A 22374-nucleotide genomic window follows, 5' to 3' on the forward strand; every position below is an offset into this window, starting at 1 on the left:
TCAGGGAGTTTTATAAAACGATGCCTGTTTCCGGCGGCCAGCCGAAAAAAAGAGTCTGTATCATTCCCCGATACAGACTCTTTTTATTAGTTATTCCAGTGTCTTTGCTCCACTTACAGTAGCAGCTGCTGTCTGGTGAAGATCGAATACTACAATTTCATTCTCTCCTTTCTTCAGCCATGGTGCCGGACAATACAAACGTTTCTGCGGGCCGATTTCCCAATATCGTCCCAGGTTGTGTCCATTCACCCATACGATCCCTTTTTTGAAGTTACTCATATCGAGGTAAGTATCAGCAACGGTATTCATTGTGAAGGAAGCCTTGAAGAAGATACCAGGCCGGCTGGTGTCGGCGCCTGGTTTCAGCTGAGACACGAAACCATCTTTCATCGGCATGCCATATACCTGCCAATCCATGAGGGTCATGCCTTCGAGGGTCACGCGATCAGTGATCCCTTTGCGGTCGATGAGTTCCTGTGCGAAATTGATACGGCCCATTGCTTCTACAAAGATTTCCAGGATCGGATCTTTCACATCACTTTTGGGCAGGTTGATGCTGTTTTCACCAAGCCGGCGATCTATTTTACCAACGTATTTACCATTCAGGAATACGGTGGCATAGTCATGCAGGTCAGTGATCTTCAATGTACCATATTTACGGCCGATCAGTTTCGTTTTGTATACCATGAAACCGTAGTCCTGGCCATATGCTTCGAACGTTTTAGGCTGTACAGAAGCAACTGGGGCCGGTAGGTTTTCCCATACGCTGGCGTAAGGTTTTACTTCGAAATTTGCCACTGTAACAGCAGGAATAGGTGCTGGAATAGCAGGCAGTTTCTTTTTAGTATAGCTGGCAATGAGGTTTCGCAGTGCCATATATTTTGCTGTCGGTACACCTTGTTCATTGATAGGTGCATCGTAGTCGTAAGTGGTCAGGTCCGGTTCATAGCCTTTACCACCTGAGTTGGCGCCGGCAGTATAGCCAAAATTGGTACCGCCATGGATCACATAGAGATTGAAAGAGCGGTTAGTGCTGAGCAGGAACCTGACTTCTCTCAATATTCCGGAGGTATCGGGATGTGCAAATTTCTCGCCCCAGTGTGTTAACCAGCCCGGGTAGGATTCGCTGCTGAAAGCAGGTACATCAGGGTTCTGGCGTTTAGCCGCATCGAAGTCCCCTTCAGAACCACCTGAGTCCAGACCGATGGCAGCACCCGGTACGGATCCTGCTTCCAGTAAAGGATCTACAGGACCATCTGCAGTGTAGAATGGCACGTTGATACCATTCTGTTCCCAGAGGCCTTTCAGTTTATAAAGGTATTGTTTGTCGTTGGCGTAGCTACCGTATTCATTTTCTACCTGTACCATGATGATTGGACCACCATTGGTAACGAGCAAAGATTTTACCTGTTCGCTGAGGGCTTTCACGTAGCGTTCAACAGCGGCCATATAGCGTGGATCGAGGCAGCGTACTTTAATGTCCGGTGTACGGAGCAGGTAGGGTGGTAAGCCACCAAATTCCCATTCACCACATACATATGGACCTGGGCGGAGAAGTACCCACATTCCTTCCTGCTGGGCGATTCTAATGAATTCCGCCACATTGCGGTTTTCCGAAGAGAAGTCGAAGGAGCCTTCTTCCTGTTCAAGATAATTCCAGAATACGTAGGCAGCAATGGTGTTGCACCCCATGGCTTTGGCCATCTGGATCCTGTGTCGCCAGTATTCTTTCGGAATACGGGCAGGGTGTAATTCGCCGCTGATGATCTGATAAGGCTTTCCATCGAGGAGGAATTCACTCTTTGCCAGGGCAAAGGTGTGTTTTGCCTGGGCCTGTACCATTTGACAGCTGAGTAGCGCGAGCGCGCTCATGACAATTAGTTTTCTCATTCGTCCCTGTAACAATTGATTAAGTTGGCAAAATAAGGAATGTTACGAGAATATAAAGGGTAAAATAGTATTAGTACAGGTATCAGTTGAGGGATAAACCGTACGGTTAGCTTTGACTGAGGGCTTATCGGGTGATTGTTTTTTCAAAAACCTGCCAGCTGATGGAAATTGGAAAATTATGGCATCCGATTATGGAATTCCAATAATGCCGGCATCCTGTCATTGTAAAGCGCTGTTCGCACGCATGAAAACTTAAATTTCTGTCCAATGAAAAAATATACAGTCTCGATTTCCACACCTTGCAAGGCTTCCATGCAAAATATGACGCCTATGATAGGGGGCCGGTTTTGTAATAGCTGTCAGCAGCAGGTGGTTGATTTCACAAACATGAGTGATCAGCAAATAATTGATTATTTAAAAAAGCATAACCATGTATGTGGCAGTTTGCTTCCATCGCAATTGAACAGGGAGCTGGTGGAAAGACCAAAGCGCAGATGGGTACCGGCGGCGTTGCTGGCGGGAATGCTGGCGCTCGTATTACCTGAGATCGGGAAGGGGCAGCATAAGATAACAGGAACAGTAATAGCGGCATCCGGCCATACGCCAATACAGGGAGCAATGGTTTACTTGTTAGACCAGCATGGTAAGCCTATGAAGACGGGAACGACGTCAAAAGAAGACGGAAGCTTTAGCCTGGAGGTGCCGGCAGATTTCGATAAAGGGGTAAGATTACAGGTGAGTTTAATAGGGTACGAAAAGACGACCATACGTATAAGCGGCAGGAAGCTGAAAGCGAATAAGCAGGTGGAATGTACACTAAAAATGAATGAAATCATCCTGGGAGGTCTTGGGTTCGAGGTGACTACAGGTTGGCAGCGGTGGAAGAACAGATTTTTCAGCTAGGAAATTAAAACAGATTCAAATGAAAAAATACACGCTCTCTATACCCGAACCGTGTGGTGCCCCTTTGCGGGACATGCCTATAACAGAAATAGGAAGATTTTGCCGCGACTGTCAGAAGCAGGTGGTTGATTTTTCCAACATGACTGACCGGCAAATAGTTGCTTATGTTGAAAAGCACGGGAATTGCTGCGGCATGTTACGACCATCTCAATTGAACAGGGACATGCTGGTTCCTACACAAAAAACTACCTGGGTACAGGCGGCCTTATTTGCAGGCATGCTGGCAGTGACACTGCCGGAAACAGCTAAAGCGCAGCAGCGAATATTGACGGGTGTTGTAAAAGATTCGGCCAGTGGAGAACCATTACCGGGCGTCACGATGAGCATTCCGGCGACTACAATTGCAGCATACACTAATAAAGACGGTGTATTTGTTTTACAGCTCCCGGACAATTATAGCAGCGATTTTAAATTAGTGTCGAATTACATCGGTTATCAATCAAAAGAGATCCAGGTAACGGGAGAATTACTGACACAAAATATTGAGGTAAACTTACAGCTGGCGCAAATACCAGATAATTTGTCAGTATTTGCAGGAGGCGTACAGGTAATGGTTATATATGAGAACTGGTGGCAAAGATTGAAGCGAAAATTATTCAGGTGAGATGTGCAGTTAATTATTAAAATAACCTTAACTTATATTTATTCACCACACATACTTAATCATCATCGCATACACGAAAAAAATATACCAACCTGCCTGAACAATTTCGGCGGCGCTCTTGTTATCGTTGTTGCCCTTTAGCAATATACATTAAATCACAAAGTCCCTATATGATGCGCCGTAGTGTCTTGTTCGTTTTATTCCTTCTGATGGCCATACCTGTATTTGCACAATCCCCTCCCTCACCCACCATTACCAGCGTTACCCCTACAACTACCTGCCAGGGATCCCAGGTGGTCATTACAGGTACTAATTTCACAGGTATTACTGCTGTAACAATCGGGAACAAGCCGGCAGCAGCTTTCAACATCAACAACGCAAACACAATTACAGCCACCGTAGCAGAAGACGCTGTCAGCGGGCAGGTGACCGTAGATAGTATAAATGGAGGCAACATCACCATAAAGCCTTCGCCCAAACCGTCTCTGAAAGACCTTGGTCTACTCGATGATCCTTTCACCAACTGTAATGGTAATAATAACTACACGTTAAATGTAGAAAACACGTCCAGTGTCACCGGCACCGGCAACAATTATGAAATCAACTGGGGAGATGGCACAGCTATATTTACTCAAACAGACTGGCCTGTTGGTGCACAGCTCTCGCACACATTCAATACACAGGGTTATTTTACGGTGACTATAAAAATCACGCCTGCAAATGGCTGCACCCGTACTACTACCTATAAGTTCTATAATGGCCTGAATCCAATAGCCAGTCTCACCACCACGAACTCTACTACCGGTCTTTGCGCACCTGCACCAGTAGAGTTTCAGATTGGTAACTGGTTCAATAACTCAACAGGCACGGAATATATACTAGATTACGGAGACGGCAGCCCACAAACCATTTTAACGCATCCGTTGAACGCTACCAACACCGTATTTAAAATCTCTCACACCTATAGCAAATCTTCCTGCCCCAAGGCGGACTTCACTGCAACTTTGTATGCAAGAAATGCCTGTTATACTACTACCTATACGCTCAATCAGATCGTGATCCGGTCTAAGCCCGTAGCTGATTTCGTTATCAACGCCAGCTTTTGTCTGAATGATGATGTTTGTGTGATCAATAAATCGAATACGGGTACAAGCGGAAATAATTGTAGTTCCAGTACCGATTACGAATGGGATTTCGGAGATGGGTATACATCCACATTGCGTGACCCGCCTTGCCATAGGTATGCAGCAGCCGGGAATTACAAAATTACATTAAAGGCAACCAGTATAACATGTGGTAGCGATACCAAATCAATTGATATTACCATTAAACCGAATTCACCTGTCCCTGTTGTGACGACCCCTGTTGTGTATTGCCAGTTCGCAACGGCCATGCCATTAACAGCTACCGGCACCAATATCAAATGGTATTCTGCCGGGGGAAGTTCATTACCCGGTCCTCCCACCCCTTCGACTACCGTATCGGGCAATACAACTTATTATGTCACGCAGACAATTACAGGGCAATGCGAAAGTCCGCGAGCCGGGATCAATGTCACCGTCAATGCATTGCCTTCAAAACCGGGCGTAACCTCGCCGGTGTCGCTCTGTCAGGGGCAACCTTCCAATCCTCTGACTGCAACAGGTGCTGGTTTGAAATGGTACGCAGCTGATGGTACACCATTATCTGCAGCACCAACACCATCTACGGCTGCCGTAGGGAGCACCAGTTATTTCGTGTCCCAGACAACGAATAACTGCGAAGGTCAGAAAGCTGAGATCATCGTCAATGTAGGCACTTTGCCTGTCACGCCGACGGTAACGACACCAGTCAGCTATTGCCAGGGACAAGCCGCTTCTCCACTTACCGCATCAGGCAATAGTCTGAAATGGTACAATGCGGGAGGAACAGTGTTATCAGGTGCCCCTACACCGGCTACGGCAGTTCCCGGTACGACCGTTTATTATGTGAGTCAAAGTAATGGTTGTGGAGAAAGTCAGAAAGCTGCCATTACAGTAAATGTCAGTCCTGCACCTGCTGCAAACATCAGTTATTCACCTGCGACACTGTGTAATGCCGCCGGAAGTCCGGTTGTAAATGTCACCCAGACAGGGACTACAGGTGGGAGCTATAGTGCCCCTGCAGGATTAACGATCGATCCGGGAACAGGCGCCATCACACCAGCTACAAGTGCAGCAGGCAATTATATCATCAGGTATACAGTAACAGGTACCGGTGGTTGTGCTACAATCGTGGCCACGACTACAGTAACTGTCAATGGTACGCCCAATGCTGCCATCAGTTATCCGGCTATCTGTTCTGCTGACGGAGCAATAGCACCCACTGTCAATGGTAGTAAAGGCGGTACCTTTACATCAACCACCGGTTTGACCATTGATGCAGCAACAGGCGTTATCACACCGGCAACCAGCACTCCCGGGAATTATGCGGTGACGTATATAATTGCTGCAGCTCCTCCCTGCCCGGGTTTTCAAACTTCAACAAATGTTACAGTTACCAGGGCACCAGCAGCCGCTATTAGTTATACGCCTGCCACGCTATGTAATACCAGTAGCAGCCCGGCGGTGAACGTAACGAGAACCGGCGATGCGGGTGGTACATATTCCATTACGCCGGCGGGGATGACCATCGATCCGGCAACAGGTGCACTTTCTCCTGCCGGCGCTGTACCCGACAACTATACCATCAGGTATACATTGACAGGTGCAGGTGGTTGTAAGAACGTAATCGCCATGACCGCCGTCACGGTAAGCAGCACACCCGTAGCTACTATACAATATGCCGGCAGTCCTTATTGTGGTGATCTGAATACCGCTCAACCAGTGAAGCAGACGGGTAGTGCAGGAGGTACTTATACTGCCCCCGCAGGGTTGATCATCAACGCCGCCACCGGTGCCATTACACCAACAACCAGTACGCCGGGTACTTATACTGTGACCTATACAATCGCCGCGGCATCACCTTGCCCCGGTTTTCAAACGACTACGAATGTAACGATCACGCGGCCACCCTTGGCCACCATCAGCTACACGCCTGCCACCCTCTGCAACACCAGCACCAGTGCAGTGGTAAATGTAACCAGAACAGGAGATGCAGGTGGTACATATACGATATCTCCCGCGGGCATGCCCGTTGATCCGAATACAGGAACACTTACGCCTGCCGGAGCTAAGCCGGGGAGTTATACCATCACCTATACGCTACCCGGTGGTGGCGGTTGTGCCAATGTAACAGCGACAACAACGGTAATGGTAAGCAATACACCTGATGCCACGATCACATATGCCGGTAGTCCTTTCTGTGGGAACATAAATGCACCACAATCTGTCACACAAACCGGCACTACCGGAGGTACATATTCAGCAGCAACTGGCCTGGTGATCAATCCCGGCACCGGTGCCATTACGCCATCCGGTAGTACGCCCGGAACCTATACAGTGACGTATACCATAGCTCCGGCACCTCCCTGCCCCGGTTTTCAGACCACCACCGTGGTGACAATCTATGAAAGCCCGGTCATACATTTCCCTGTAGCAGATCAGGAAGTGTGTTCCAAGCAGGCTGCTATATTTACGCCTACTTCTTCCGTACCTCATACGAACTATTCCTGGGCTGTTTCAGGCACGTTGCCTCCAAATGTAACGGGCACCAGCGCAGGAAACTTTACAGATAATTTAAGCCTCTTATTCACGAATAACGGGACCACTGATGTTGTCATCACGGTGAGGGTGATCCCCTACAATCCTATTCAAACGACCTGTGCCGGTGCAGCCTACGATGTTCATTTAACAGTTCATCCCGAGGTGCCAATGCCAGTTACCAGTGATGTAAGTACCTGTATGGGAGGAGGAACTATTACTTTACAGGCCACAGGCCTGCCGGGGCACACCATTCGCTGGTACGATGCACAACAAACATTGTTACCTTCTCCACCTGTCATTACCACGAACGATTCTGTCCGGCTGCAATACTACGTGAACCAGCGTAGCGCATTTGGTTGTGAAGGGCCAAAGGCGGGTGTTGTTGCTACTGTGCATCCTACGTTGAAAATAACCGGCGCTGACTTTACTAATCCGACAGCCTGCGGTATTCCATCTGGTACTATCGTGTTGCAGACGAGGAACCTGAATGACCAGATCGTACCTAATGTACCCGTGATCGTACACTACAAAAAATTTCAGACAGAATTAGTCGCTTCCGGCTTCACGAATGGCGATGGCAAGATCACATTACCACTGACGGCCGGCAGTTATACAGACTTCTATGCAATAAGCACCGGTGGTTGTACCACCGCACACCTGAATGATGTATTTGTATTGAAAGATCCTGATCCACCGGCCAAACCCGTAGCGGGTTATAATCCACCTGTCTGCAGTGAGACACCACTCACTTTGACAGCACTCTCAGCGACCAGTCCGCAGCACGGCGAGATTGCATACGTATGGGCAGGCCCCGCTTTTGGTCCTTATCCTGATACTATAAATAATACCGTAGTTACTTTCCCTTCAGCCAGCATGGCTGATGCAGGCACTTATGTCGTATATGCCACACAACATAACTGTATCTCCGCTGCGGATAGTTTTATAGTAGTGATCAACAGATCGCCCTCAAAACCGGTGATCAATACCCGCACACCTATTTGTGTGGGAGATGACCTGTACCTGAGTGCAACAAGTGGTATTAGTGACAATTCAACATTGACTTATTTATGGACGGGCCCGGGGCGTGGATTCCCGGTGAATGGTCCGCATGCCGGCATTGACAGGGTAATACTCACCGATGCAGGCAGATATGCCGTGACTGTTACTTCCAGTGAAACGGGATGTGCTGCAACTACTGACACACTGATTGAAATTGGTAACTATCCGGTTATAAAATTTGCTACCGATACACTGATCCTGCCTACCGGATTCAGGATTACACTCGACCCGGCCATCACCAACGCCACAGAACCTGGTATACTGCCCATGCAAAACTATACCTGGACACCAGCGGACGACCTGCAATGTAATGACCCGCTTTGTGACAAGCCTGTACTGACAGTAAAGAATGATGCCTGCTATGTAGTAAAGGCTACGAATAGCTATGGTTGCAGTGGCAGTGATACGATTTGTGTACGTGCCTTCTGCAAAGATGCGCAGGTCTTTGTACCGAACGCCTTTACACCTGATGGCTTACCGGAAAACAGGATACTGATGGTACGTGCCAGTGGGATTGCTGCAGTGAAATCGTTCCGGATTTTTAACCGCTGGGGCAGGGTGATGTACGAGCGGAACAACTTCGCACCTAACAACAGCGAATTTGGCTGGAATGGTTATATCAACGGCAAAAAAGCAGACACGGGGGTCTATGTGTACACAGTGGAAGTCGTCTGCGAGAATGGTACCCCTTATACATTGAAAGGGAATGTAACATTATTCTAAAGTATTATAGTATGAAAAAGATTATCCTCTTTTTGTTCTTATATAGTTTCAGATTAAGCGCGCAGGATGTGGGCTATTCTCAATATTACGACCAGCCTATGCTCAGAAATCCTGCGCTCGCAGGCATTTTTGAAGGAGATATCAGGGTGACCGCTTCCTATAGAAATCAGTGGGAAAGTGTTACTGTACCTTATAGAACTTTTGGATTGAGCGCGGAATACAAAACGCCTTTTCATGCCTTGTTTTCTGAGAACAGCACTGTCACCTATGGTTTGCAGGTATTGAGGGATGTGGCAGGTACATCAGAACTTAGTACTACGCAGATTATGCCGGCTGTGAATAGTAGTTTTTATATCGGGCGTGACAAGGTATCTTACATCTCTGTTGCATTTATGGGTGGTCTTATGCAACAACGGTTTGATCCGGGTAAGTTACAATTTAACGATCAGTTTGTGATGGGTAGTAATGGTGCGTTTAGTATACTGCCGTCTTCAAGACAGACCTTTGATCAGACAAGTGTGAGCTATTTCGATCTGGCTGCAGGTGTAAGTTACAATGGTACTTTAAAAAATGAGATCGATCTTTTTGCCGGTGTAGCGGCATACCATCTGAATAGCCCGCAGGTAGGGTTCTTTAAAGGGAACCGCATTACCTTAAATAAGCGTGTATCTGTCAATGCAGGTTTGTCGGTACCTACCAGTGAGGTGAACAGGTTTATTTTGTATGCCGATTATTTTAAACAGTTCAGAAAGATCATTCCTGTTGATGCGGTGGGGATTAGTACCATGCAGTTTGGAGCGATGTATAGCTGGGATCTGTCAGATCAGATGGATCTGTCTAAGAATTTTACCCTGGGGGTTTTGTATAGAAAGAATGATGCTGTTATACCGGTGGTGAGGATGGAGATGTACAATTTCCTTTTTGGATTAAGTTATGATGTGAACGTGGATAAACTGGCAGCAGCATCACAGCGGAGAGGCGGACTGGAAGTGATCATTTCTTACAGGGGTTTTTTGAACAGTCGTAATGAAAGCAGGCGTCAGACTTTGTGTCCGACTTTCAGGCGGTAATGTATGTTGACGTACGGTGCACTCTTTTTCAGGTAGTGCTCCGGATCACTCCGCGGTTAGATAGATGGATAACGTATACTTTGGAAAAGACCATCGTGGCTGTGATTGCGATTGCAGGGTGGCTCATTCCACCTTCAAGCGGCAACAGATTTTCTATTACAATGTATACCCAATCCTTACTTTAATAGCACTGGTTGCTGGCACACTTCTACTGGCCAGAAAATCATACAACACCATCAGGTTTCCTTTCATCTTCGCATTGATCTTATACTTCTCACTTACGCCCAATAATGCGCTTCCCTGCCACAAACTCAAATTTTTCTCCTGCTTTGCAAATCGGTCCAGGGCCTGGGCTGTACGCTTATCAACCTGTGCTTCTACATGGTCAGACTTACGCTTTACCTGGGTTAAATACCTCTCAGGCAGGGTAATTATGCTGTCTTTCCTGAGTGTTGAATAGCTTACGGGATGATTGAACAATATAGAAAAGGATGCGAGTAAAATAAATTCATAGTTGTATAGAGAATAGGTTTACAAACTTGTGCAGTCAAAGTATTGCTATAACCGCAAGGCAGAAATAACACATTAGTGCTATAAACTAATGATTGGGCAAAAAAAAGTCCTCCCTGCCTTTGGGGGTAGGGAGGATAACTAACTAAACTTATTCAGCTCTTTCATGGCAGGATCGTTGCAGGGGCTTTTCTCACCTAACCACGTAGCAGCTATTCGCGTGCTTCCTGATTGCTTTCATTTGATATCAGTAAAAAGGCTGACTTTGGGGAGCCAGCCTTTTTATATTTTAGATATTGCCTTTCTTCAATTCCCTAAACATATAGTCGACTGCACGTGCTGTGAGTGCCATATATGTAAGTGAAGGGTTTACACAGGCAGCCGACGTCATAGCGGCACCATCTGTCACAAACACATTCTTAACAGCATGCATCTGGTTGTAGCCATTCAGGATAGAAGTCTTAGGATCACGTCCCATACGTGCAGTCCCCATTTCATGGATGGCCATGCCTGGATATGAACCTGCATCATAAGTCCTGACATCTTTCATGCCTGCAGCTTCCAGCATTTCTGCCGCATCGTTCATCATATCTACACGCATCTTCTTCTCATTTTCTTTGAATTCTGCATCGAACTTCAATACTGGCTGACCCCAATCGTCTTTTACAGATGTATCAAGTGTAACCTGATTGGATTCGTACGGCAGGCATTCGCCGAAACCACCAAGCCCTACTGACCAGTTACCCGGTTCAGACAGCATACTTTTAAAGTCTTTACCTACGCCCATTTCGGCTACACCACGTGCCCATCCTTCGCGGCTGGCACCGCCCTGATAACCGAAGCCACGCAGATAACCACGCTTGTCGCTACCGATATTGCGATAACGCGGGATGTAGATACCATTTGCACGGCGGCCGAAATAATATTTATCATCAAAACCTTCTGCTTTTCCGGAAGCACCGGTGCGGAAGTGGTGGTCCATGAGATATTTACCCAGTACACCGCTATCATTGCCTAACCCATTCTGGAAACGGTTGGAGGTGGAGTTCAGCAGCACGAATGTAGTACCCAGGGTAGACCCATTTACGAAGATGACCTTTGCATAAAACTCTGTCATCTGTTTGGTATGTGAATCGATGACCCGAACGCCTGTTGCCTTGCCTAGTTTTTCATCGTAAATGATAGAGTTTACAATGCTATCAGGGCGTAAGGTCAGGTTGCCGGTGGCCATAGCAGCAGGCAGTGTGGAAGACTGTGTGCTGAAGTAGGCTCCAAACGGACAACCGCGGCTACAGAGGTTACGGTACTGACAATTGGTACGGCCGGGAAGAGGCTTGGTGATATTAGCCACACGCCCCATGGTCATGATACGGCCTTTGAATTTTTCTTCAATACGTTTTTTCACTTCTTTCTCCACGCAGTTCATTTCCATGGCTGGCATGAACTGGCCATCCGGTAATTGGGGAAGGCCCTCTGCCTGTCCGCTGATACCAGCGAATTTCTCCACATAGTCATACCAGGGTGCGATGTCTTTATAACGGATAGGCCAGTCAACAGCAATCCCGTCTTTGAGATTAGCTTCGAAATCGATATCGCTCCAGCGATAAGACTGGCGGCCCCACATGATGGATTTGCCCCCTACGATATCCGGGCGGAACCAGTCAAAACGTTTTACCTCGTTGTAAGGAGATTTGGAATCATTGAGCCAGAAGCGCTCATTGTATTCACTATATGGATAGTCACGACTTAATTTAGGGTGCGTTTCTTTTTGTTCTACGGTAATTTTGCCACGGTGCGGAAACTCCCATGGAGCTTTGGTGGCGGTATCGTAATCCTTCACGTGTTCTAACTGTTTGCCCCTATCCAGCATGAGCACTTTGAGACCTTTTTCTGTCATTTCTTTGGCAGCCCAGCCACCACTTACGCCCGAGCCGATCACGATGGCATCATACGTGTTCTGCTCCTGAGCCTTAGTATTCAGATTCATGGAATTTCTACTTGAGTTGATGAATTAATGTGCGCGAACGAACGAGTCTTAATTATTGACGTTGAATTACTACATAGCCCAGGCTTTCTCACCTTTAGCATAAGGAATACAACCTTCATATTTACCTGGTACCGGTACATAGCGGAGTGCTTTGGTCGCACCGGCTTCGGAGGTGAAATACCCTGTGAGGGTTAATTCTTTCAGGATCTGGAAATAGTGAGTGGGATCCTTTTCCTTTTTGTTCTCCCGTTTATTGTAAGCGACGCGTTCCTTGTCGATGTCCGTCAGTACGGTGGTTTTCTGTTCGGCGGTAAGGTCTGCAAATGGCTTTTTGTATTGCTTTTCTGCGGCATCATCGATCTTTTTCAGACCGTCCAATACCAGTTGCTGGTCTTCGGGTTTGTAACAATCGTTGAGCATGAGGGCAATAAACTCGTCTACTTTTGCGGCTTTAGCACCAGGCGTATCGGTTTCCGGTATGATCGTTTCTACAATCTCGGCCAGTATCTTTTTGGTCTCGGGCGCCTGCAACGCATAGTTGTCGGGCCCTTTTGGATTGCAGCCTTCAAGGGCTGACAACGTGGACGCGGAAATTGCCGACCCTAAGAGAATGGCAACGTTCCTAATGGCTTCTCTTCTGTTCATAATAGTAAATTGATTTGACCTTTGTACTCAAGTTTCATAAAAAAACTGACTTTTCATAGAAAAAATAAATAAACGGAAGGAAAAGTTACGAAAAGAAAGGGGGGTATGAAAGCAAAAAGCGCTCCTACCCAAGGCAGGAGCGCTTTTTATGGAAGCAATGATTTTTTACATAATATACTGCCCTTTGTTATCTACAAGGACAACCGGAAGGCGATGGTGTTGTTCAAAGTAATCGTACGCGGTTTTGAGGTCCGCCCAGAACTTGGTGGATGTTTTGTCATCCGGGTTCAGCTTTACGCCCTGCAGGTATTCCATGGAGCGGGTACGACCAAACTTCACAGGGAATACGTGTACCGGAATGAAGTCCTGGCCTGCGTTTTTGGCATTTACAGCCAGGATATATACTTCTTCGATGAATTCGTCGGTGAGGGGGATACAACCAATGGTAAGGCAGCTACCATGGATATAGATCTCATTGCCCGGTTTCTTCTGATCGCTCAGGATTTTGTCAGAGAAATTCGGGTAATTGATCCCCAGCGACAGGTGGTAGTTACTATTCGGATTAAAGTCATTGATATAGTAGAATCCTTCCGGTACCTGCTGGTCACCTTCCTTACGTTTAGGGCCCATTTTTCCTGACAGGGTACATACCCGGTAGGATTTAAACAGCCGGAAAGTATCGGTAGCTTTGTTTTTAACCCAGATCTCCAGTTCACTATCCAGTTTGAACGAGCGTAGGAAGATGTATTTGGCCGGGTACTCCAGGCCTTTCTTTTCAAACTCCTTCTTTAATTGCTCTTCCTTATCCCTGTAAGCTACGCCTACTTTCGGGAACATCTTCTGGTTGTCCAGAAATGACTGCTGCTGGGCGAACACTTTTCCTACCCCAAGTAGTATCATTACTGCTAAAACGACCTGCTTCATAGATATTATATCCCTTTTACTATTTCACGTTTACGGTTTAACCGGTGTGGCATCCGGTTGTGCATTGAATGTTCTATACGCAAGATAAAACAATAATATCGAAAAAATAACGTATATCACAATTCCGACTTTACGGTTAGCAAACCGGAGGATGTAATGGCGCTCTCCCTGATAGATCAATACTGCCGTAATCATCTGAAAAATTCCTGCCAATAGAAATAATGCGCCTAATAATGTTTGTACTCTCATAAACAACGATCTGGTATGCAAATTATTTCAAAATTTGCAACAATAGCAATCCCCCGAAAGTGCGATGGCGGAGGGAACAGGGCCATAGCCGCAGCTATTGGGCACAAAGTACTCATTGTCAAGGAAATGTTAAACTATGGTTCTTCCTGATAATATGGCTTTTGAAGGGAAAAGTAGTTTTTGCTGTCCACTTAAAATGGGCAGGGCCGTCCCTTTCCGGAACAGCCCTGGTTGCTAAAAATAGAATGGCGGATCTTCAATAGAACAGACCTCCCGGTTTTACAGGTTACCTCTTAATGCCTGTTCTCTCTCTATAGATTCAAACAACGCTTTGAAGTTGCCTTTGCCAAATGACTGGGCGCCCTTTCGCTGAATGATCTCAAAGAAAACAGTAGGCCTGTCCTGTACCGGTTTGGTAAAGATCTGTAACAGGTAACCTTCGTCGTCACGGTCTACGAGAATACCCAGCTCTCTCAGGGGTTGCAGGTCTTCGTCGATCTCTCCTACCCTGTCCAGCAGGGTATCGTAGTAAGATCCTGGTACTTTCAGGAATTCTACACCCCTATTTTGCAGGTCGGTTACTGTCTGAATAATGTTATTGGTTGCAATGGCAACGTGCTGTACGCCCGGTCCGCCGTAGAAGTCGAGGTATTCTTCGATCTGAGATTTCTTCTTGCCTTCTGCAGGTTCGTTGATAGGGAATTTCACACGGCCGTTGCCATTGCTCATTACCTTACTCATGAGGGCAGAATATTCAGTAGAGATATCTTTATCATCGAAAGAGAGGAGGTTGCGGAAACCCATTACCTCTTCGTAGAAGTCTACCCAGGTGTTCATTTCGTTCCAGCCCACATTACCCACGCAATGGTCTACGTATTGAAGACCGGTATCGGTTGGATTATAGGTAGTATTCCATTCTTTATAACCTGGCAGGAAAGGACCACTGTAGTTTTTTCTTTCTACAAAGATGTGAACGGTATCGCCATAAGCATGAATACCGCTACGTACAACCGTACCAAATTCATCTTTTTCTTCTTTTGGCTCCATATAAGGTTTGGCGCCTCTCTTTACTGTTTCTTCATATGCAGAACGCGCGTCGTCTACCCAGAGCGCTAGTACTTTCACACCATCGCCATGAGCGGCAATATGAGCAGCCATATCATTGCCTGGCTGGAGGGGTGTGGTGAGCACAAACCGAAGTTTGTTCTGCACCAGTACATAAGATGCGCGATCTTTCACACCTGTTTCAGGGCCAGCGTAAGCAAGGGACTGGAAGCCGAAAGCGGTTTTGTAATAGTGGGCGGCCTGTTTTGCATTGCCTACATAGAATTCAACGTAGTCAGTGCCATTCAATGGTAAAAAGTCTTTTACATTGGCAGGAGCTGCTGCCATAGCAGCATCAGGAGCAGTACTCATGGTGGTTTGATTTTAAGAAAGTAAAGAAAGTTTTGGTGTATGTATATGTGAGCGAACGACAGCAATGCGTAGGCATTGACATCATCAGGAGGAGAGGTTACAGATATGTAAGTGGAAAAATTAAGCGCATACCTGTAATCAGGCGATTACAGCATCCATAGCCAGCGTAGCCATCAGGAAGTAGTACTTGCTGTGACGCTGGTCTGATTTCGAAGAATGATATGTGCGCGTAGTATGCATTGAATAGTTGCCAGCGCAATAATATGCTTTTAGTTTGTAAAAAACAAAATCTCGCATGTACGGTGGTACTGCAGTTTGATTTATACCAGGCGCATCCAGGCTAATTAACCGGGAAAACGGTGGATCTGCTGGTTATTTAAACCAGATCAAACGCAACAATATCGTAGCAAATGCGAGATTTATTGAAGTAAAGGTTCCGGCGGAAATTGATCACTCCCGCCGGAAAAATCAGATTAGTTCTAACTGATATAACTTATCATTAATGTATTTTATCTCTTCTGCACCCAGTTTCACATGAATGGCCCTGGCATTCTGGATGGCCTGGTTGGCATCTCTCGCACCAACCAATGCAACGGTAATGCCTGGTCTTTCTATTGTCCAGCGTATCACGAGCTGGGCAAGTGTGGCATTCTTACTTTCTGCCATCGGACGGATCTGATCCAGGAACGCATTGATACGAACCAGGTTATCTTCTCTATAGTATTTAGACCCCGGACGGGTATCTCCTTCGCCAAACTGATGGCCAGGTCTGATCTTTCCGGTCAGCAGTCCACGTTGCAGCGGGCTATAAGCCAGGATTCCTTTTTTGTTCTCTATGCAATAGGGCACGGTTTCTTTTTCGATACTGCGCTCTACCATGCTGAAAGGCACCTGATTGGAAGCAAGCTTCACGACCTGATCTGCTTTTTTCATCTGCTCTACATTGTAATTGCATACGCCTGCTTCGCGGATCTTACCCTGTTGTTTCAACAAGGCTACAGCTTCAAAAGTTTCTTCAATTGGAGTAGTCGAGTCCGGCCAATGGATCTGCAACAGATCGATATAATCTGTACCCAGTCTCTTCAGGCTATTCTCACACTCCAGGATTACGCTTTCTTTTCCTGCGTACTTATAGATATCAATATCTTTACCGCTGTTGTCCTTGCTTTTAAAGCCAAACTCACCTTTCGCCAGGTCCCAGCGCATACCGAATTTGGTAAGGATCTGTACCTTACTACGCTCTGTGCCTTTCAGGGCTTCCCCCACAATTTCCTCACTTAATCCCTGGCCATAAATAGGGGCCGTATCAATAGAGGTAACACCTTCAGCAATAGATGCTTTAATGGCTTCCACGGCGTCTTTGCGCTCGGCGCCGCCCCACATCCATCCACCAATTGCCCATGCACCGAATGTAATAGCACTCACCTTCAGTTCGCTTTCGCCTAATTGTCTAAATTCCATATAGTTCCCGTTTTTGTGTATGCAAGATAAAAAAATCGCCTTTGCCCTAAAGCAAAAGCGATGCTAGAGCAGGAGACCTGCTTACTATCTTTTTTAAAAGCTACTCTTTCCAACTCATGGTATAACTTTCATCCTCTATGCCCAGCGCATCTTCGGTAATCTGCAACGGATGGAAGGTATCGACCATCACGGCCAGCTCTTTCGTTTCTGTCTTACCGATGCTTTTCTCTACAGCACCAGGATGCGGGCCGTGCGGAATGCCACCTGGATGCAGGGTGATCATTCCACGTGTCACATGCTTACGGCTCATGAAGTCGCCATCTACATAATACAACACCTCATCACTATCGATATTACTATGATTATAGGGCGCTGGTATTGACTCAGGATGGTAATCATACATTCTCGGTACAAATGAACATACTACGAAATTATGTCCTTCGAACGTTTGATGTACCGGTGGTGGCTGATGGACTCTACCTGTGATCGGTTCGAAATCATGTATGGAAAATGCAAACGGATATTCACATCCATCCCATCCTACCACATCAAATGGATGATGCGCGTAATGGATAGGATACATCATGCCTTTCTTTTTTATCTTAATGAGGTAATCCCCCGCCTGGTCTACCGTTACGAGGTTCTCCGGCTGCCGGATATCACGTTCGCAATAAGGGGCATGCTCCAGCAATTGTCCATATTTACTTAAATAACGTTGCGGGTAACGGATAGGGCTAAATGATTCTACAATGAATAACCTATTCTCAGGTGTATTAAAATGGATCTGGTAAATAGTACCGCGCGGCACAACTAAATAATCACCATAGCTAAATGATAACTGTCCATATTGGGTGAGCAGGGTACCGCTTCCTTCATGTACAAAGATCATTTCATCTGCATCTGCATTTTTATAAAAGTACTCCGTCATACTTTCCTGCGGAGCGGCTAATACAATGTGCAAATCGCTGTTCACCAGTACTGGTTTTCTACTTTGCAGGTAGTCCTTTTTAGGTGCAATATTGAATCCCTGGAAACTGCGGTGTTTGAGCATTTTTTCTTCTGCCACCCTGGGTGCTACAGAAAAAGGCGTATCTACCTTTACAATCTCGGTAGGGGGATGGCAATGATATAACAACGTAGAATTGGAAGAAAATCCTTCCGTAGAAAATAACTGTTCCGAGTAGAGCGACCCATCCGGTTTACGGAATTGAGTATGACGCTTGTGCGGGATATTTCCCAGCTTACAATAGTGAGGCATTACGAATATGTTTTGGATGTATGAGTTACAATTCTATGACAAATAACTATCTGGAGGGGCTGGCGTCCATGGCCAGGGCGGCCAGCAGGAAACAGTATTTCCAGCGGCGCTTATCAATATAATATGTGAAGTTTCGGAAATAAGGCATCTTAACGTGGTTCACTCAAATGTAAGAAATTAGTGAATACCAACTTATTGTTAGCAATCACAAAGCAGTACCCGTAAATTTTAACAAAAAACCACCCTCTATTTTAAATTATTTCAAAATTCTGACAATTCATTTGCTAATTCAAAACATATTCCAGACTTTTGTTTGCGAATAGTAAATTATACAAAATAGTGCTACCGATAGTTACATATATCTCTTCTGTATCCCGCGCCATCTCCGGTGCAGGTTTCAGCACTATTATTACTACCACAATTATTACCCCGCTCCGGGGTTAATTTTCACATATCATCCAACGACCACCTACGGTGGTAACCAGCAGCAAAAGCGATAGGATCTTTACGTATTAACAATTACAGACATGCAAGTATTAAAATTTGGCGGTACCTCCATGGGAAGCGCCCAGGCGATAGAACAGGTTTGCGAGATCGTAAAAAATAAAAAACAGAACGGCCGTCTTACCATCGTGGCTTCTGCTATGAGCGGCATTACCGATAAACTCATACAGGTAGGCACGCTCGCCGGACAAGGACAGGAACAATACAAAACAGTGTTAGAGGAGATTGAAAATAAGCACCTCGAAACCATCCGAACCCTTTTTCCTATCACTGCACAAAGCAGCATTATCTCTCAGGTAAAAAAGCGCTTAAACGTACTGGAAACACTGTGCGACGGTATCTTCCAGGTAGGTGAACTCAGCGCAAGATCGTTGGATAAAATCATGAGCTTCGGAGAACTGGTATCTTCTTACCTCCTTGCTGAAAAGCTCAAAGTCAGCGGCCTTTCTACCGCATGGAAAGACAGCCGGGAACTGATCGTAACCGATGGTTACTATGGCAACGCCGCTGTCAATTTCCTCGCAACCAATCATCAGACTAACCAATATTTCCTCCAGGAAACTGCTACTTATATCGTACTCCCCGGCTTCGTAGCAGCTACTGCTGATGGCGAAACAACTACCCTCGGCAGAGGCGGCTCAGACTATACTGCTGCGATCATTGCAGCTGCCCTCAACGCAGATGTGCTGGATATATGGACAGATGTCAGCGGTATGATGACAGCTGATCCCCGCCTGGTATCTCAGGCCATTCCCATCCCGCACATCAGTTATGCTGAAGCGATGGAACTGTCTCACTTCGGTGCAAAGGTTATCTACCCTCCTACCATCCAACCGGTCATGGATAAGAAAATACCGATCTGGATCAAGAACACTTTCGCGCCCGATGACTATGGTACCTTGATCCATACCCCTGACGGCAGCAACCGCACTTACCCTGTAACAGGTATCAGCGGCATCCAGAAGATCGCCCTGCTCACCCTTGAAGGTAGTGGTATGGTGGGTATACCCGGTTTCTCCAAACGCCTGTTCGAAGCACTGCTCCAGGAAAAGATCAATGTGATCCTTATCACCCAGAGCTCGTCCGAACACTCCATCACTGTCGGGATTCATGAAGCAGATATGCTGAAATCCAAACAAGCCGTGGATAGTGAATTCGCGCAGGAAATACAGGAAAAACGTATCCAGCCACTGGTAGTGGAAAGAGATATGAGCATCGTAGCCGTTGTGGGTGATAAAATGAAAAATCACCATGGCACCAGCGGTAAGCTCTTTGCTGCACTGGGTCGTAATGGTGTCAACATCCGCGCGATCGCACAGGGTTCTACCGAAAAAAATATCTCGGTGGTGATTAATAAGGCTGATGTAAAGAAAGCGCTGAACGTCATCCACGAAGCATTCTTCGAAACACCACTGAAGCAGGTCAACGTATTTATCGCCGGTGTAGGTAATGTAGGTGGTAAACTGCTGGAACAACTGAACCAACAGCACAACTTTCTCATGAATGAACTGGGACTGCATGTACGTGTGGCAGGTATAGCCAGCAGCAGGAAAATGGCATTTGGCCATGCTTCCATCAACCTGCCTGAATGGCGCCAGTTGCTGGAAAACGGTGAGCCCTCCGATATAAAAAGTTTTGCTCAAAAGATCAAAGCCCTCAACCTGCGCAACAGCGTATTCGTTGATAACACTGCCAGTCCTGAAGTGGCGGCTATCTATGGAGAGTTCCTGCAACATGGTATCTCGGTGGTAACCTGCAACAAGATTGCCTGTTCTTCTGACTACAACTACTATAAGAGCCTGAAAGATATGGCGCGTAAATACAATGCCTCTTTCCTGTTCGAAACCAATGTAGGTGCCGGTCTGCCAGTGATCAACACCCTGAATGACCTGATCCGCAGCGGGGACAAGGTAAACAGCATAGAAGCAGTGCTGAGTGGCAGTTTGAACTTCGTATTTAACAACTTCGTAAACGGAGCCAGCTTCCGCGAAGTCGTGAAGGCTGCACAGGACGAAGGTTATACAGAACCAGATCCACGCATTGATCTGAGTGGCGTGGATGTAATGCGCAAGATCCTGATCCTGGCCCGTGAAAGTGGTGCCAGAATGGAACTGGAAGATATTACCAATCATTCGTTCCTGCCTGCTGAAGCACTGAATGCGCCATCAGTAGCCGATTTCTACGAGCAACTGGACGTGCACGCAGCTCACTTCCAAGGTCTGTATGATGCCGCTGTGAAAGAAGGCAAACGCCTGAAGTTCGTAGCCCGCTACGAAAACGGCAAAGCTTCTGTAGGATTACAATCCGTAGCTCCGGATCATCCTTTCTACAACCTGCTGGGAAAAGATAACATTGTGCTCTATACCACTAACCGATATGCCGACCAGCCACTCATCGTAAAAGGAGCAGGTGCAGGCGCAGACGTAACAGCTTCCGGTATCTTTGCAGATATTATCCGTTCTGCCAGATAATGTTTATCTTAAATGTTCAATCACAAAGGAAAGATCGATGGAAAATGATTGTATAAAAGTATTTGCCCCCGCAACGGTAGCCAATGTAGCCTGTGGCTTTGATGTGATCGGGTTGGCCATGGATGCACCTGGCGATGAATTCATCATGCGCAGGAGCACTAAACCGGGCGTGACAATCACCAGGGTACATGGTGCAAATCTGTCTACAGATCCCGCACAGAATGTATGTGGTGTGGCGATACAGGCATTGTTGCAAAAGCTGGGCAATCCGGATGCAGGTATAGAATTGGAATTATTTAAGAATATCACACCAGGTAGTGGCATTGGCTCCAGTGCCGCCAGCAGCGCAGGTGCCGTGGTAGGCGCCAATCATTTACTGGGAGAACCCTTCACCCGCAAGCAACTTGTCCGCTTTGCCATGGAAGGTGAAAGACTGGCCAGTGGTGCTGCGCATGCAGACAACGTAGCCCCTGCTATTCTGGGTGGCTTCACCCTTGTAAGAAGTTATAAACCGCTTGATATTACTGCGCTCCATACACCATCAGAACTTTGGGTAACTGTTATACATCCCCAGATAGAAGTAAAAACCTCTGATGCCCGCGAGATCCTGAAACAAAAAGTGCTCATGACAGATGCCATCCGCCAGTGGGGGAATGTCGGCGCACTAGTGGCAGGGCTCTACCAGGAAAACTATGAACTCATCAGCCGTTCCCTGGAAGATGTGATCGTAGAACCAGTACGTGCTATTCTCATTCCTGCTTTCTATGAACTGAAAGTTAAATGTAAGGAAGCAGGTGCACTGGGTGGTGGTATCTCGGGCTCTGGCCCCTCTGTATTCATGCTGAGCAAAGGTGAGGCCAATGCCCGCAGTGTAGCAGAGATGATGAATACCGTATATGCTCCGCTGGGAGTGGACTACAAGATCCATGTTTCTAAGATCAATACGGAAGGTGTGAAAATATCAAAAGCGTAATCAAC

Annotated in this window: 15 protein-coding genes; 6 read left to right on the forward strand and 9 right to left on the reverse strand. The window is 46.6% G+C overall.

The features are described 5' to 3' along the window. Positions 1-90 precede the first annotated feature (90 nt). Positions 91-1890 (reverse strand): beta-galactosidase family protein, encoded by a 1800-nt coding sequence (locus ABDW33_RS05980; protein ID WP_343689153.1) that lies wholly within the window; start codon positions 1888-1890, stop codon positions 91-93. Positions 1891-2157: 267 nt separating this feature from the next. Here ABDW33_RS05980 and ABDW33_RS05985 point away from each other — a divergent pair, with 267 nt between their 5' ends. From ABDW33_RS05985 to ABDW33_RS06000, 4 genes are all read left to right on the forward strand, one after another. Continuing rightward, positions 2158-2793 (forward strand): carboxypeptidase-like regulatory domain-containing protein, encoded by a 636-nt coding sequence (locus tag ABDW33_RS05985; RefSeq protein ID WP_343689154.1) that lies wholly within the window; start codon positions 2158-2160, stop codon positions 2791-2793. Positions 2794-2986: 193 nt separating this feature from the next. Continuing rightward, positions 2987-3457 (forward strand): carboxypeptidase-like regulatory domain-containing protein, encoded by a 471-nt coding sequence (locus tag ABDW33_RS05990; protein ID WP_343689155.1) that lies wholly within the window; start codon positions 2987-2989, stop codon positions 3455-3457. Positions 3458-3666: 209 nt separating this feature from the next. Next, entirely contained in the window at positions 3667-8901 is a 5235-nt protein-coding gene (locus ABDW33_RS05995) for a PKD domain-containing protein (protein WP_343689156.1), read from the forward strand. Between the two features lie 11 nt (positions 8902-8912). After that, positions 8913-9971, forward strand: coding sequence for a PorP/SprF family type IX secretion system membrane protein (locus ABDW33_RS06000; RefSeq protein WP_343689157.1), 1059 nt, complete (start codon positions 8913-8915; stop codon positions 9969-9971). Positions 9972-10127: 156 nt separating this feature from the next. Here the strand turns inward: ABDW33_RS06000 and ABDW33_RS06005 are convergent, their stop codons facing one another. The 8 genes from ABDW33_RS06005 to ABDW33_RS06040 form a co-directional block, all read right to left on the reverse strand. Beyond that, entirely contained in the window at positions 10128-10451 is a 324-nt protein-coding gene (locus ABDW33_RS06005; RefSeq protein ID WP_343689158.1) for a hypothetical protein, read from the reverse strand. Between the two features lie 319 nt (positions 10452-10770). Further along, on the reverse strand, positions 10771-12468 hold the full coding sequence (locus ABDW33_RS06010; RefSeq protein WP_343689159.1) for a GMC family oxidoreductase: 1698 nt from the start codon (positions 12466-12468) through the stop codon (positions 10771-10773). Positions 12469-12537: 69 nt separating this feature from the next. Continuing rightward, positions 12538-13113: a gluconate 2-dehydrogenase subunit 3 family protein gene (locus ABDW33_RS06015; RefSeq protein ID WP_343689160.1), complete on the reverse strand. Its 576-nt coding sequence runs from the start codon at positions 13111-13113 to the stop codon at positions 12538-12540. A gap of 165 nt (positions 13114-13278) precedes the next feature. After that, entirely contained in the window at positions 13279-14037 is a 759-nt protein-coding gene (locus ABDW33_RS06020; RefSeq protein WP_343689161.1) for a L,D-transpeptidase family protein, read from the reverse strand. Positions 14038-14067: 30 nt separating this feature from the next. After that, the gene (locus ABDW33_RS06025) at positions 14068-14286 is read right to left on the reverse strand and encodes a hypothetical protein (RefSeq protein ID WP_343689162.1); all 219 of its coding nucleotides are present in this window, start codon (positions 14284-14286) and stop codon (positions 14068-14070) included. A 279-nt stretch (positions 14287-14565) separates the two neighbouring features. Further along, positions 14566-15702 carry a 4-hydroxyphenylpyruvate dioxygenase gene (gene hppD / locus ABDW33_RS06030; protein WP_343689163.1) on the reverse strand — a complete coding sequence of 379 codons (1137 nt, stop codon included), beginning with the start codon at positions 15700-15702 and terminating at the stop codon, positions 14566-14568. Positions 15703-16170: 468 nt separating this feature from the next. Next, positions 16171-17163: an aldo/keto reductase gene (locus tag ABDW33_RS06035; protein ID WP_343689164.1), complete on the reverse strand. Its 993-nt coding sequence runs from the start codon at positions 17161-17163 to the stop codon at positions 16171-16173. Between the two features lie 100 nt (positions 17164-17263). After that, positions 17264-18421: a homogentisate 1,2-dioxygenase gene (locus ABDW33_RS06040; protein ID WP_343689165.1), complete on the reverse strand. Its 1158-nt coding sequence runs from the start codon at positions 18419-18421 to the stop codon at positions 17264-17266. 527 nt (positions 18422-18948) lie between these two features. Here ABDW33_RS06040 and thrA point away from each other — a divergent pair. Continuing rightward, entirely contained in the window at positions 18949-21396 is a 2448-nt protein-coding gene (gene thrA / locus ABDW33_RS06045) for a bifunctional aspartate kinase/homoserine dehydrogenase I (RefSeq protein WP_343689166.1), read from the forward strand. 37 nt (positions 21397-21433) lie between these two features. After that, on the forward strand, positions 21434-22369 hold the full coding sequence (locus ABDW33_RS06050; protein WP_343689167.1) for a homoserine kinase: 936 nt from the start codon (positions 21434-21436) through the stop codon (positions 22367-22369). Positions 22370-22374: the final 5 nt, after the last annotated feature.

Source organism: Chitinophaga sp. (assembly GCF_039596155.1).
Classification (GTDB): domain Bacteria; phylum Bacteroidota; class Bacteroidia; order Chitinophagales; family Chitinophagaceae; genus Chitinophaga.

Bases quoted from the DNA above. Each gene is read 5' to 3' on its own strand.
- ABDW33_RS05980 (WP_343689153.1), bottom strand. From the start codon at position 1,890: ATGAGAAAACTAATTGTCATGAGCGCGCTCGCGCTACTCAGCTGTCAA.
- ABDW33_RS05985 (WP_343689154.1), top strand. From the start codon at position 2,158: ATGAAAAAATATACAGTCTCGATTTCCACACCTTGCAAGGCTTCCATG.
- ABDW33_RS05990 (WP_343689155.1), top strand. From the start codon at position 2,987: ATGTTACGACCATCTCAATTGAACAGGGACATGCTGGTTCCTACACAA.
- ABDW33_RS05995 (WP_343689156.1), top strand. From the start codon at position 3,667: ATGGCCATACCTGTATTTGCACAATCCCCTCCCTCACCCACCATTACC.
- ABDW33_RS06000 (WP_343689157.1), top strand. From the start codon at position 8,913: ATGAAAAAGATTATCCTCTTTTTGTTCTTATATAGTTTCAGATTAAGC.
- ABDW33_RS06010 (WP_343689159.1), bottom strand. From the start codon at position 12,468: ATGAATCTGAATACTAAGGCTCAGGAGCAGAACACGTATGATGCCATC.
- ABDW33_RS06015 (WP_343689160.1), bottom strand. From the start codon at position 13,113: ATGAACAGAAGAGAAGCCATTAGGAACGTTGCCATTCTCTTAGGGTCG.
- ABDW33_RS06020 (WP_343689161.1), bottom strand. From the start codon at position 14,037: ATGAAGCAGGTCGTTTTAGCAGTAATGATACTACTTGGGGTAGGAAAA.
- ABDW33_RS06025 (WP_343689162.1), bottom strand. From the start codon at position 14,286: ATGAGAGTACAAACATTATTAGGCGCATTATTTCTATTGGCAGGAATT.
- hppD (WP_343689163.1), bottom strand. From the start codon at position 15,702: ATGAGTACTGCTCCTGATGCTGCTATGGCAGCAGCTCCTGCCAATGTA.
- ABDW33_RS06035 (WP_343689164.1), bottom strand. From the start codon at position 17,163: ATGGAATTTAGACAATTAGGCGAAAGCGAACTGAAGGTGAGTGCTATT.
- ABDW33_RS06040 (WP_343689165.1), bottom strand. From the start codon at position 18,421: ATGCCTCACTATTGTAAGCTGGGAAATATCCCGCACAAGCGTCATACT.
- thrA (WP_343689166.1), top strand. From the start codon at position 18,949: ATGCAAGTATTAAAATTTGGCGGTACCTCCATGGGAAGCGCCCAGGCG.
- ABDW33_RS06050 (WP_343689167.1), top strand. From the start codon at position 21,434: ATGGAAAATGATTGTATAAAAGTATTTGCCCCCGCAACGGTAGCCAAT.